11 protein-coding genes, 2 tRNA genes and 2 pseudogenes are annotated in these 12511 nt (G+C 60.3%); 7 read left to right on the top strand and 8 right to left on the bottom strand.

Annotated elements, in window-relative coordinates; translation table 11 throughout:
- Positions 1 to 145: 145 nt before the first annotated feature.
- Complete coding sequence (gene gap, locus IPP35_05265) at positions 146 to 1207, bottom strand: type I glyceraldehyde-3-phosphate dehydrogenase (protein MBL0058511.1); 1062 nt, start codon at positions 1205 to 1207, stop codon at positions 146 to 148.
- 312 nt (positions 1208 to 1519) lie between these two features.
- Positions 1520 to 1942 (bottom strand): response regulator, encoded by a 423-nt coding sequence (locus IPP35_05270; protein ID MBL0058512.1) that lies wholly within the window; start codon positions 1940 to 1942, stop codon positions 1520 to 1522.
- 58 nt (positions 1943 to 2000) lie between these two features.
- On the opposite strand from IPP35_05270, the gene IPP35_05275 reads away from it, so the two are divergent.
- Positions 2001 to 4760 (top strand): valine--tRNA ligase, encoded by a 2760-nt coding sequence (locus tag IPP35_05275; GenBank protein ID MBL0058513.1) that lies wholly within the window; start codon positions 2001 to 2003, stop codon positions 4758 to 4760.
- 139 nt (positions 4761 to 4899) lie between these two features.
- On the opposite strand, the gene IPP35_05280 is transcribed toward IPP35_05275, so the two are convergent.
- Genes IPP35_05280 through IPP35_05295 form a run of 4 tightly spaced genes read right to left on the bottom strand, consistent with a single transcriptional unit; the run spans position 4900 to position 7412 of the window.
- The gene (locus IPP35_05280; GenBank protein MBL0058514.1) at positions 4900 to 5736 is read right to left on the bottom strand and encodes a squalene/phytoene synthase family protein; all 837 of its coding nucleotides are present in this window, start codon (positions 5734 to 5736) and stop codon (positions 4900 to 4902) included.
- Positions 5733 to 6638, bottom strand: a complete 906-nt coding sequence (hpnC, locus tag IPP35_05285) for a squalene synthase HpnC (protein MBL0058515.1) — start codon at positions 6636 to 6638, stop codon at positions 5733 to 5735. Before hpnC ends, IPP35_05280 begins: the two co-directional genes overlap by 4 nt.
- A gap of 44 nt (positions 6639 to 6682) precedes the next feature.
- The gene (locus IPP35_05290; protein ID MBL0058516.1) at positions 6683 to 7105 is read right to left on the bottom strand and encodes a hypothetical protein; all 423 of its coding nucleotides are present in this window, start codon (positions 7103 to 7105) and stop codon (positions 6683 to 6685) included.
- Positions 7092 to 7412, bottom strand: a complete 321-nt coding sequence (locus tag IPP35_05295; GenBank protein ID MBL0058517.1) for a hypothetical protein — start codon at positions 7410 to 7412, stop codon at positions 7092 to 7094. Before IPP35_05295 ends, IPP35_05290 begins: the two co-directional genes overlap by 14 nt.
- A gap of 111 nt (positions 7413 to 7523) precedes the next feature.
- Between IPP35_05295 and IPP35_05300 the strand changes: the two genes are divergently transcribed.
- The 3 genes from IPP35_05300 to IPP35_05310 all read left to right on the top strand — a co-directional run bounded on the left by IPP35_05300 (position 7524) and on the right by IPP35_05310 (position 8990).
- Positions 7524 to 7595: transfer RNA gene (locus tag IPP35_05300), tRNA-Lys, on the top strand.
- 436 nt (positions 7596 to 8031) lie between these two features.
- Positions 8032 to 8733, top strand: coding sequence for an endonuclease V (locus IPP35_05305; GenBank protein MBL0058518.1), 702 nt, complete (start codon positions 8032 to 8034; stop codon positions 8731 to 8733).
- Positions 8734 to 8915: 182 nt separating this feature from the next.
- A tRNA-Glu gene (locus IPP35_05310) sits at positions 8916 to 8990 on the top strand.
- Between the two features lie 396 nt (positions 8991 to 9386).
- Here IPP35_05310 and IPP35_05315 read toward each other — a convergent pair.
- Both IPP35_05315 and IPP35_05320 read right to left on the bottom strand, forming a co-directional pair.
- Positions 9387 to 9569: pseudogene (locus IPP35_05315) on the bottom strand (recombinase zinc beta ribbon domain-containing protein).
- Between the two features lie 357 nt (positions 9570 to 9926).
- Positions 9927 to 10409 (bottom strand): annotated as a pseudogene (locus tag IPP35_05320) (recombinase family protein).
- Positions 10410 to 10512: 103 nt separating this feature from the next.
- Between IPP35_05320 and IPP35_05325 the strand changes: the two are divergent.
- From IPP35_05325 to IPP35_05335, 3 genes are all read left to right on the top strand, one after another.
- On the top strand, positions 10513 to 10716 hold the full coding sequence (locus tag IPP35_05325; protein ID MBL0058519.1) for a helix-turn-helix transcriptional regulator: 204 nt from the start codon (positions 10513 to 10515) through the stop codon (positions 10714 to 10716).
- 1120 nt (positions 10717 to 11836) lie between these two features.
- Entirely contained in the window at positions 11837 to 12166 is a 330-nt protein-coding gene (locus tag IPP35_05330; GenBank protein ID MBL0058520.1) for a hypothetical protein, read from the top strand.
- A gap of 71 nt (positions 12167 to 12237) precedes the next feature.
- Positions 12238 to 12459 (top strand): hypothetical protein, encoded by a 222-nt coding sequence (locus IPP35_05335; GenBank protein MBL0058521.1) that lies wholly within the window; start codon positions 12238 to 12240, stop codon positions 12457 to 12459.
- Positions 12460 to 12511: the final 52 nt, after the last annotated feature.

Here is a 12511-nt window from a genome sequence, read left to right on the forward strand (position 1 = left end):
CACCCCGGGGGCGAAACCGGGCGCGCTCATTATTGTTCATGACCGGCGATTCGTCAAGGCGTCCCCCCCCTGCGATGGGGAAAAAAAACCGGCCCCTCCCCCGGGGAACGAGGGAGGGGCCGGGAGAAAACCGCCGCCGAAAAACCTACGCGGGGACGGCGACCGCCTTCGCGAGGATGTAATTGACCAGGTCCACCACGCGGTTCGAGTATCCCCATTCGTTGTCGTACCAGCTGACCAATTTGAAGAACCGCTTGTTCAGTTCGATCCCAGAGCCTTGATCGAAGATAGAGGAGGACTTGGAATGAATGAAGTCCGAGCTCACGACTTCGTCGGAGGTGACCTCCAGGATGCCTTTCAGATAGGTTTCGCTCGCCTTCCGCATGGCGGCGGCGATCTCGGCATAGCTCGTGTCCTTCACGGTTTTGACCGTCAGGTCCACCACGGAAACCGTGGGGGTCGGCACGCGGAACGCCATGCCGGTGAGCTTGCCTTTAACCTCGGGGATGACCAGGGCCACGGCTTTCGCGGCTCCGGTGGTGGAGGGAATGATGTTTTGCGCCGCCGTGCGGCCGCCTTTCCAGTCTTTCCGGGAAGGACCGTCCACCGTCTTCTGGGTGGCGGTGTAGGAGTGGATGGTGGTCATCAGCCCCTCTTCCACGCCGAATCCCTCTTTTAAGAGAACGTGCACAACCGGGGCCAAGCAGTTGGTGGTGCAGGAGGCGTTAGAGATGATGTGGTGCTTGGCGGGGTCGTATTTGCCTTCGTTCACGCCCATGACGACCGTCAGATCCTCGTTTTTGGCCGGCGCGGTGATAATCACTTTCCGCGCGCCCGCGGCGATGTGGCCCTTGGCTTTTTCGGCATCCGTGAAGAGGCCGGTGGACTCGATCACGATTTCCACGCCGAGCTCTTTCCAAGGAAGGCCGGAAGGGTCTTTGGCGCTCACGACTTTAATGTCGTGGCCGTTGACCACCAAAACGTCGTCGTCCACCTTGTCGGGGGAAGATTTCTTCGATCCCACCGTGCCGCTGAATCGACCCTGGACGGAATCGTATTTCAACAGATACGCCAGGTTGTCCGCCGGCACAATGTCGCCCACGGCCACCACTTCCAATTTCTTTCCCAACAGACCCTGTTCCACCAACGCCCGAAACACCAACCGCCCAATCCGGCCGAAACCGTTGATCGCCACCTTGACCGCCATGTGATGCCTCCTTAACAATGTTAAAAAAAAGTGTCTCTTTTAGCCGCCTGGTGTACCCGACAGGCCATGCCATTTGTCGTTGCCCCATTTATGGGGCCACATTTTTTCAAGATGAGTTCTTTCGACGCTAAATCGCCCGATAAATCGGGCAACTACAAAATTCGGTTCAGTGCGCTAAGGTGATTCAAAAAAAGATATCCCCGCCCCATTGCCCCGGGCACCGTCATTGTGCGCGATAAAATGAAAGGCCCCCCGATTGGACCGCCCGGGAGGAAGCGGTGAGACTATTCTAGGAAACCGGCCGCCGCGCCGTCAAGGTTCCAACGCGGGAAGGCCGGGGCCCGGCTCGCCTTTCAGGAGCCCTTCCACCCGAGAGAGGAGCGTGCGCGGGTCCGCGGGTTTCGAGAGAAAATCGTCCGCGCCCACGGCCCGGGCCTGATGGCGGTCCGCCGGAAAGGTTTTGGCCGAAAGGAACATAATCTTGATGGCCGAAGTTTTGGGGGAGCCTTTCAGCCGGTGGCAGACCTCGTAACCATGAACTTCGGGGAGCATGACGTCTAAAAGGATCAGTTCCGGGGGTTCGGCGGCCACAGCGTCCAAACCGGCTTGCCCGTCCCCCGCCGTTCGGACCTGGTGGCCGGAGGTTTCCAGAACATACCGCAAAAACTCGCGGTTCGCGTCGTCGTCCTCCACCACCAGTATTTTGGCCATAGGCTTGGGGGGATTATAAGTCATGGGAGGCCAGCCGTCAATTTGGAAAGAGGCGGGGAATGTGATAATCTGCACACCTTCCATGGAACTCCCGACCGTCTACAACCCAGAAGAAACCGAAGCGAAGTGGTATCCCCTCTGGGAGGGGAAAAGACTTTTCGGCGCCCGGCCTGGCGCGGGGAGGACCCCTTTTACCGTTGTGATTCCCCCCCCCAACGTGACAGGATCGCTCCACATGGGCCATGCGTTGAACAGCACCCTCCAAGACGTCCTGGTCCGCTGGCGGCGCATGAAAGGCGATAACGCCCTCTGGATACCCGGCACCGACCACGGCGGCATCGCCACCCAAAACGTCGTGGAAAAGATTTTAAAAAAAGAGGGCAAAACCCGCCACGACCTGGGCCGGGAAAAGTTTTTAGAGCGCATGTGGGCCTGGCGGAAGGAGTCGGGGGACACGATCCTCCATCAACTCCGAAAGCTCGGGTGTTCCTTGGACTGGACCCGAACCCGCTTCACCATGGACGAGGCCAGTTCCCGCGCCGTGGCCGCGGCGTTCGTGGAATTCTTTCGCAAAGGATTGATCCAGAAGGGCGAGCGGCTGGTCAACTGGTGCCCGCGCTGTTGCACGGCGCTCTCCGACATCGAAGTGGAACACGAGGAACGCGCCGGGTCCCTATGGCACATTCGCTATCCGTTTGCGGACGACCCGGCCAAGGGAGTGGTGGTGGCCACCACGCGGCCGGAAACCATGCTGGGAGACACCGCCGTGGCGGTGAACCCCACGGACGAGCGGTTCCAGGGCTTGGCGGGGAAAAAAGTGCAACTTCCCCTCATGGACCGAGCGATCCCCATCGTGGCCGACGCGGCCGTGGACGCGGCCTTCGGCACCGGGGCGGTGAAGGTCACGCCTTCCCACGACGCCACGGATTTCGAGATCGGCGCCCGCCACCATTTGCCCCACGAGATGGTCATCGGTTTTGACGGAAAAATGACCGCCCGCGCCGGACGGTTCGCTGGGCTGTCTTTAAAAGAATGCCGCGAAAAAGTCGTGGCCGAATTGGACGCCCTGGGGCTTCTGGTGAAGGTCGAAGACCATCGCCACGCCGTTTCCACCTGCTACCGGTGCGCCACGACCATCGAACCCTTGGAATCCAGCCAGTGGTTCTTAAAAACCACCCTCATGGCCGAAGCCGCCGCCAAGGCGACGGAAGACGGGCGGGTCAAAATCCATCCGGAATCCTGGTCGAAACCCTACTTGGCTTGGCTCCACGACAACCGCGATTGGTGCATCTCCCGACAGATTTGGTGGGGCCACCAAATCCCCGTGTGGTATTGCCTGTCCTGCGGCGGCTATGCCGAAGAAAAAGCGCGGCTCATCCGCGAAGACCCCGGCTTCAAAAATGAACGAACGAAAACGTTCCTGAGGGAATCAGCCAAACCCCCCATCGTTCAGGCGGAAGCGCCGTCCGCTTGCCCGGAATGTGGGGCCAAAGACATTCTGCGCGACCCGGACGTTTTGGACACCTGGTTCTCTTCCGGGCTATGGCCGTTGACTACCTTGGGCTGGCCAGAGGAGACCGACGCCCTGCGGGACCATTACCCCACGTCGCTCCTCGCCACCGGCCACGAAATCCTTTACCTGTGGGTGGCGCGGATGGTGATGATGGGGCTTGCGCTTCGGAACGACGTTCCCTACCGGGACGTCTTCATTCACGGCATCGTGCGGGACAAGCAGGGGCGCAAAATGTCCAAATCCTTGAACAACGTCATCGACCCCCTGGACGTCATGAAAAAATTCGGGACCGACGCTTTGCGGTTCGCTTTGGTGTCCCAAGCGTCGCCCGGCCGGGACATGCAGATGTCGGACGACAATTTTGTGGGCGCGCGGAATTTCTCCAACAAGATTTGGAACGCGAGCCGGTTCGTGATGATGAACCTCAAGGGGTTCACCCCGGCGGACCTTCCCCTGGACCAGCGGACCCCCGCCGACCGATGGATCGCCCAACGGTTGGCGGACACGCTGGCGCTGGTGGACCAACACCTGAAGGATTTCGACCCGTCCCAAGCGGGGCGGGCGCTGTACGGGTTTTTCTGGAACGATTTCTGCGATTGGTACATCGAACTGGCCAAACCCCGACTTCTGCCGGGGGAGGCGTCCCCAGCCGCCACCGCGGCGAGGCAAACCTTGGTGGACGTTTTGGACGGCGTTCTGCGGGCCCTGCACCCCCTCATGCCTTTCATTACTGAGGAGCTGTGGCAGGCCCTTTGGACCGATTTGGGGGCGAAACCGTCCGGCCATCTCATGGAGGGGCCCTACGAAACTGTTCGGAAAGGCCCCATCGCTTCCCCCGAGGATCTGCGCGGGTTGGCGTTGGTTCAAGAAGCGGTCACGGCCCTTCGCACCATCCGATCCGAAATGAACGTGCCGCCCGGGAAACCCATCAAAGTGATCGTGAATTTGCCCGACGCCTCCACGGCGACGAAGACACTGCTCTCCAAAATGTCCCCCCACATCACCCATTTGGCGAAAATCGGAGACTGGCAGTGTGTGGAAACGGGCGAATGCCCGCGGCCGAACCAAGCGGCGTCCACCGTCACGGCCGACTTCGAGATGTTCATCCCCTTGGAAGGCTTGATCGATTTCGCCAAGGAAAGAACCCGCCTGGAGAAGGGCAAAGCGGAAAGCGAAGCGGGCATTAAACGGGACGAAGAACGGTTGGCCAACCCCGATTTCCGCGCCCGCGCCCCCGCCGACAAAGTGGCCGAAGTGGAGACCCGGATGGCGGAAAGCAAAGCCCAACTCCGCCGATTGGAATCCTTCCTGCGCGCCCTCGGCGCCTAGGAGCAATGCAGTTCACTTAAGGTGATATTTGTAGTTGCCCCTTTTATGGGGCGTCTTTTAAATCGATTAAATGGCGATGTCGACATCAAAGGTGCCCGATAAATCGGGCAACTACGCTTAACTGCGCCCAGGACCTGGGCTATACCGCCAGGGCGCGGAGTCGTTCGAAAAAACTGAGGCGGGGAGGTTCGCCGAAAATCGCGAACCCCTGGGACTCCAACTTTTCCAAAAGCATCTCGTAGATCCGGCCCATGGCCAACGCCGGGCGCGCCCGTCGACGGCTTTCCGCGGGAAGCGCGGCCCGGGCCTCGGCGAAAACGGCGCGGGCGCGTTCGGCCTGAAACGCCATCATCCGACGGTAGTTGTCGTTATACACCTGGGCCAAAACCTCCGCCTCCCCGAAACCGAAACGAACCAAATCTTCCTGGGGCAAATAGATCCGCCCGCGCAGAGCATCTGTTTTCACGTCGCGAATGATGTTGACGAGTTGCATCGCCAGCCCGAGCTTTTCGGCGAAGGTCCGGTGCAGGTCCGGCCCGAGCCCGAAAATGGGCAAACAAGCCAACCCCACCGTGCCGGCCACCCCGTGACAATAGACCCGGAGCGCATCGAAAGTCGCGTAACGGGTTTGCGTCAAATCCCGCTCCACGCCGTCCACCAAATCCAGCAGATCGTTCTTCGCGATGGGGAATTCCGACAAGACGGTCTGGAGCGACTTCCATACCGCGGCCTCGCGGCCTTCGAAATCGGCGGGTTCGCCGTTCAGAACCGCTCGCCAGCGGCCCAGGACGGCCCGGGCCCGGTCCGGTTCGTTGGCGTCGATGCCGATTTCGTCCACGGCATCGTCCACCGCGCGGGCGAAGGCGTAGACCGCGGCCAGGGCGTGGCGTCGGCGGGGCGGCAGGAGGATAAACGCCGGAGCGAAATTGCTCATGCGAAACACGCTGAGCGGACGTTTCAGAAAAGACAATTTCATGCCGCCACCGCCAAAGGAACCGGTTTCCAGAAAAGCCAGGGCAGAACCAGCCGCGCCCAGTCCCCCGCGCCCAGGGAAGGACGGCGAGACCACACATCAAACCCCTGCCTCTCGATCTTATTTAAAATTTCCATTCCACCCAGCCAAACGAAACGCAACTCCCGTCGGAGCGGGGCGGGGGCCTGGTCCGCGAGAGCGCGCCCTTCGGCGAAGATCGTCCGGGTGCGGCGAACCTGGAACCCCATGAGATCGCGGAGCGCCTCCGTGGCGGGGCCCTGAAGCGCGGCCTGTTCGGAGAGACCCCGCGCCGCCAGGTCTTCCAGCGGGATGTACAAACGGCCTTTCAGAGCGTCCACCGTCACGTCCTGCCAAAAGTTGGCCAACTGGAGGCCCGTGCAAATCGCGTCGGACCAACGGCCCATGGGTTCGGTCCAGGCGCCGAATAGCCGGAGCAGGATCTCGCCCACGGGGTTGGCGGAGCGCCCGCAGTAATAAAGGAGGTCGTCAAAGGTCGCGTGGCGGGCCTTTTGCACGTCCATCTCAAAGGCGGTGAGAAGGTTTTCGAAAGGGGCTTTGGGAAGGCGGTGGCGCGAAAAGACGTCGGCCAAGGCCCAGAAGACGGGGTGTTGCCGGTGATCCGTCAAGCAGGCCTCCAGGCGGCGCCGCCAGTCCGCGAGGCGCGAGAGACGGTCCGGGGCGGTGAGGCCGGGCTCGTCGGCGAAGTCGTCGGCGCACCGGGCGAAGGCGTAGACAGCGGCCACCGCCGGGCGGATTTCTTTCGGCAACCAAAAGGAGGCCACGGGAAAATTCTCGTAGTGTTCCCGAGCGAGCTTCGCGCAGGCGTCGTAAGCCAGCGGAAGCGTTGAAACGGAAGAGGGCAGGAGGTCGGCGGAAAACGGCATGGGGGAGTGGACCAACGTCCGGCGCGGGGAGGGATCGGCCTGGGTCAATCCCAGATGGGGGCGTGCCAGAGCGTTTCCATCAGCCAGCGAACCTCGGAATCGCAGTAGGCCATTTCGGAATATTGGGTCTTCCCCCGCTCATCGAGGTAGGTGAGAGCGATGGTCACGTCGCGGTGCCGCTCGGCATGGGTATTGCGGGACCACGTGGCGGACACGCACAAAATACCCGACGGAATATCCAAATGGCCCCGCCATTCGGCTTTGACGCAGGGGCCCTGGCAAACGAGGCCGCGGTCTTTGGGGCGTAGAACTTTCTCTTCTTCGGGCCGCCGGGTCGGTTTTCCGGTCATCCCCCCGGCCTCGCAAATGGAGGCCAGGAAATTTTCCAACTTCCGCTTGTTGATTTTCGGCAGGTGCTTGGGAGCGCGGTTGGGCTCCTTGTTTTCGTCCGGATTATGCTTTGTCATGGCTTTGTCTCCCTGCCTCATCTTTTAAAATAAACCAAGGCACCGACTGCCGCCCGTGGGGATGGCCCTCGGCAGCATACACCGCATCACCCCGGATCGAATACCAGGGGACGGTCAAGGCCGCCCGTTGGGGGTGATGGTCCGTCGGAAACAGTTGATCCTCGCGGACCACATACCACGCCCGCGGGTCTTCCCCGTCCGAATGATGGGGCGTCGTGTACGCCCACCCGTTCCGCAAAACGAACGTCGGTAATGCCTGGGGCCCTTTGGGGTGGTGCGCGGTATTATACAGATATTTTTCGGTCACGTCGGTTTCTCTCGGGAAGATTTTATCATAAATCCCTCTTCCCGCGCCCGCCCGTCTTTCTGCCGTCGCCGGATGCGCCGCGCCAGCAAAACTGCTAAACTTTCGCCCGCAGGGTCCGTAGCTCAGGGGTAGAGCATTCGCCTTTTAAGCGAGGGGTCGAGGGTTCAAATCCCTCCGGACCCAAATTTGGACGGTTCCTCCGTGTTGGTCCGGAAGGATTTGAAGCCAACTTTCCCGCCGCCTTGAATGGCGGATGAAGGGAAAGGGGCCGGCCTCCGGAGGAGCACCGACAGGTGCGGGGGAGGAGGAAATCCCTCCGGACCCAAATTTGGACGGTTCCTCCGTGTTGGTCCGGAAGGATTTGAAGCCAACTTTCCCGCCGCCTTGAATGGCGGATGAAGGGAAAGGGGCCGGCCTCCGGAGGAGCACCGACAGGTGCGGGGAGGAGGAAATCCTCCGGACCCAAATTTGGACGGTTCCTCCGTGTTGGTCCGGAAGGATTTGAAGCCAACTTTCCCGCCGCCTTGAATGGCGGATGAAGGGAAAGGGGCCGGCCTCCGGAGGAGCACCGACAGGTGCGGGGGAGGAGGAAATCCCTCCGGACCCAAATTTAAAATTTATGGAAATTAGAAATCTTCATCCCTGGGACATCCCAGTGGACCAAGCTCTTGGAATTCAAGAGGAACTGGCGCGGGACCTCATCCTTCGTAACGAATTCGATGAGATCGAGACCATTGCCGGCGCCGCCGTGGCGGTGGATTTGAAAGAAGGGGTGGCGCACGCCGGGGTCATTGTTTACGCTTACCCAAGCCTGGTTCCGATCGAAGCGGTGGTGGCCAAACAGAAACTCCACTTCCCCCCCGCGCCAGGGCTCCTGAGCTTTCGCGAGGCGCCGGTCCTGCTGGAGGCCTTTCAGCGGCTGGACGTCGAGCCGGATTTGATTTTTTTTGACGGACAGGGCGTCGCCCATCCCCGCAAATTAGGGATCGCCTCCCACATGGGACTTCTGCTGGACCGGCCGACGATCGGCGTCTCCACCACCCGACTCACGGGAAAGAGCCGAACCCCGGGCCCCAAAGAAGGCGATGTGGCGGAGTTGATCCTGGAAAGTAAGTTGGTGGGCTATGTTTTTCGTTCTAAGAAAGGGGCGCTTCCCCTCTACCTATCCCCCGGCCACCGCCTGGATTTTGAGACGGCCCTTAAATTTGTGCGAACCTGCATGGACGGCTTCCGCCTTCCGCGCCCGATCCGCGAGGCGACGGCACTGGCCGAAGCCGCCAAAAAGGGCAAACCGAAGGATTTTTTGAACAAACTGAAGTAGGGCCAGCCAACAGGTCCCGGCGACCTGTTGGTCGAAACACATTTTAAAGCTTTTGTCCGCTCTGCGGACCCGGCCTTGCTAAAGCAAGGCGACATTGGCGCGTGCCATCTTTTGCTGTTGCGCGCTTCGCGCCCGGCCCCGCTAAAGCGGGGCGACATAGGCGCGTGCCACATGGCACGCATGTCCCCGTCGACTAACGGTTAGGTCACGGCCCTTTCAAGGCCGTAATACGGGTTCGATTCCCGTCGGGGACACCATTTAGAAGAATCGAACTGCGCGGAAGGACCCACTCCCAATTTGGGGGTGGGTTCTTTTGTTTCGGGGGTTCGGGGGGGGCTGTCGGGGGCCGGAGAGGGGCTCCCACCGTCGAGGAAACGTTCCCAGTAGAATTCGACGGCCACGGCCTCTTTGGAATACCGCACCCTCTTGATCCCTTCCTGAACCAACAAGGTCTTCTCAATTCCGGTTTTGCGCGCCCATATGCCGTTGAACTTTTTAAGCGATAGCTTGAGTGTTTCTGTTGAAATATCCCCCCTTTCTTCAATGGGTTCGATTCCCGCCGCCTGGTCGCGGCGGGTTTGATGATTCATGCCCTGAACGACGTTTTTCAGGAAAAATTCGTCCAGGGACCAGCGGCGAAAGTTCTGCTCCATCATTTCATGGAACCGGTCGGCGTTGATCTGGCGGGTGGTGCAGGATTTCCAACCCTTGTGGTTCAACCGGCTACACCGGTAATAGTAATAGCGCCGATCCCCCTCCTCCGTCTTTTTCAACACGTGGGAGGGGGTCATGACCGATCCACATTCTTGGCAATCAATGAGCCCTCCATAGGGCATGTTCAAGTAGGGGCTAGGCTTTCGGCGCGGTTGGCTGGAAATAATGGTTTGGACGTGGTCAAAGACTGCCTGTGAAATGATGGGTTCGTGTTGGCCGGGATAGATCTTTCCCTTATGAACAAGTTTCCCGGTCAACACGGGGTTTCGAAGAAGGTGCCACACCATTGAATTCCCAATCGCCCGGCCGTTCCGCGAAGGAATACGATTTTCCACCACCACCTTCTGGGCCTCGGCCAAGGAACGCGTTTCAACGTATTTTTCGAAAACGTGCCTGGCGACTTCGGCCGCCTTTTGGTCAACAACCAGCTGGCTATTCTCGCTTTTGTAGCCAAGCGGCGGACGGCCCCCGGGATAGAGCCCCCGGAGAACACGTTGCGCAATTTTGTCACGCACCCGCTCCGAAACCAGCTCACGCTCGAACTGGGCGAAAGTGAGCATGATGTTCCTCAAGAGCCGCCCGGAGGGGGTGGAAGTATCAAAGCGCTCCGTGACTGAAATGAAGCCCACCCGATTCCGCTCAAAAATTTCAATCAACTGATAAAAGCCCCGGGGGGAGCGCGTCAGCCGGTCAATTTTATAAGTGATAACCATATCCAATTGCCCCGCCTCCACGTCGCGGAGCATTCGCTGTAATGCCGGGCGGTCCGAATTCGCCCCCGTAAAGCCGGGATCGGAATAGGACTGGGCGAGGACGAAATCCTCCTGGCTGGAGATAAAAGAGCGGATGCGATCCTCCTGGGCTTCGCAGGAATTGAAATCCACTTCCGCCTGCTGTTCCGTTGAGACGCGGGTGTAGATCGCGCAACGGGTGGGCTTCTTCGTGCCATTTTTCTCTTGCATGGTTGCCCTCCGACGGGTATGATTGGCAATAGAATTATTATTTATACTATCCAATATATACTAGTTAGGGGCCCCATTGTCAACCTTAGATTTGGCTCGCCATTTGAAGCGGTTGCGGAAGGAACGCGGCTGGACCCAACAAAAACTGGCGGAGAAAGCGGGCATGTCCTACGTCATTATCACCAAGATTGAACAGGGTGTTTCCAAGGAGCCGACCATCTTGTCGATGATCAAACTGGCTAATGCCCTGGGCGTCTCTCTTGATGAATTGGTCGGGCGGCCCGTTCCGCGGCACCCGACCAACTGAAACCGAAAGCCGCGGCAATGGGCCGCAGGGTGGCCCTTTGGCGCGGCTTTATTAATTTAGGCCACTTTCCGCAGGGCCGGAAGGCGGGCCGACGAAAGGGGTTAGCGGGCCTCTGGATTTCGGGCGCGAAAGGTTTTTCGGTGTTTGACGTTGTGTGACTCTGTAATTCGTCATGTTCCATCCCTCATCGGTTTTCCCCTCGCCCCGGACGGGGAGAGGTCGGGAGAGGGATCCACCAGTAGGGTTGGGCGCGCGCCTTTGGAATTGAGAAGACCTTGTTGGTTCAGGAAGGGATCAAGAGGGTGCGGTATTCCAAAGAGGCCGTGGCCGTCGAATTCTACTGGGAACGTTTCCTCGACGGTGGGAGCCCCTCTCCGGCCCCCGACAGCCCCCCCCGAACCCCCGAAACAAAAGAACCCACCCCCAAATTGGGAGTGGGTCCTTCCGCGCAGTTCGATTCTTCTAAATGGTGTCCCCGACGGGAATCGGTGCGAACCACGGTATTGAGTGCGCCAAACATGGCGCACACTCACAAGTCGCGCTTCCAAACAGAAATAGCGGCCGTGACCGTTTAGTCGATGGGGTGACCAGCCAAAGGCAACGTGCCTTGAATGGCACGTTGGTCACTTTGGCGCGCTTGGGAACGGGCGCGAGATCGTGAGCGCACCGGGTTGGACCGCTTCCAATGCCCTTGTGCGGGCCAACATCTCCACGCAACTGGAGTGCATCCTCGCCCCCATTTGGGGAGAGGACCGAGGAGAGGGGTCCTTTTTTTATCCTCAATTTGTGACCGCTATGCGGGCGCCACAGCGCGCCACTGTTCTCTTCGCACCCCCACACAGCACAGAACGGGACAGAGACACGCACGGCCCTTCGGGCCTCGCTGACTGGCGGGCCGCTTCGGACCTCTTCGCCATTTACCGGGACAACAGGAGCCCTTCCACGGGCCGGATAAAACAGAAGCCACAACGGGAAGAAAGGACCCAGCCGCTTCGGGCCGGGGAGGAAGACGGGGACTGAGACTGAATCGCTGGCCGGGGAAAGAAAGGAACCGTTCCGCTCGCGGCGGAAGAATACGGTGCGCGCGAGGCCGCCCCGAAGCGACAGACGGCGCGCTCGTTTGACACTGACGGTTGATTCGTCTTCCTGGGAAGAAAATGGCAACCGCTCCGATCTTCGTAGAAAGACCGCTCGGGCGGCCCGCCACGAGAACCACGCGGCGGTCCATCCTCGCCCCGCTGTGCTGACGGTTATTTCGTCGTCCGCGCGGAGATATGTTCCCCGCTCCGGTTTGCGGGAAACCCCGCACTGGACGAACGTCCGTCGCGGCGCCTATTACGCGCCGCAACTCCTGCCTCCGATTCCAACGTTTCCCGCTCCGGTCCACGGGAAAAGCCGCGCGGCCTTTTTGGCCGCGCCCCGCTGTGCTCCGGCGGATCGTTCCCGCTGAAGCAGTTCGCCCTTCGCTTCGGTGGGGGAACGGAAACCCGCTGACGGTTATTTCGTCGTCCGCGCGGAGATATGTTCCCCGCTCCGGTTTGCGGGAAATCCGCGCGCTGGACGAACGGCCGTCGCGGCGCCTATTACGCGCCGCAACTCCTGCCTTCGATTCCGACGTTTCCCGCTCCGGTCCACGGGAAAAGCCGCGCGGCCTTTTTGGCCGCGCCCCGCTGTGCTCCGGCGGAATCGTTCCCGCCGGAGCGGTTCGCCCTTCGCTTCGGTGGGGGAAAGGAAACCCGCTGACGGTTATTCCGTCGCCCACAGGAGATATGTTCCCCGCTCCGGTTTGCGGGAA

The organism is Elusimicrobiota bacterium (assembly GCA_016721625.1).
Classification (GTDB): Bacteria; Elusimicrobiota; Elusimicrobia; order FEN-1173; family FEN-1173; genus JADKHR01.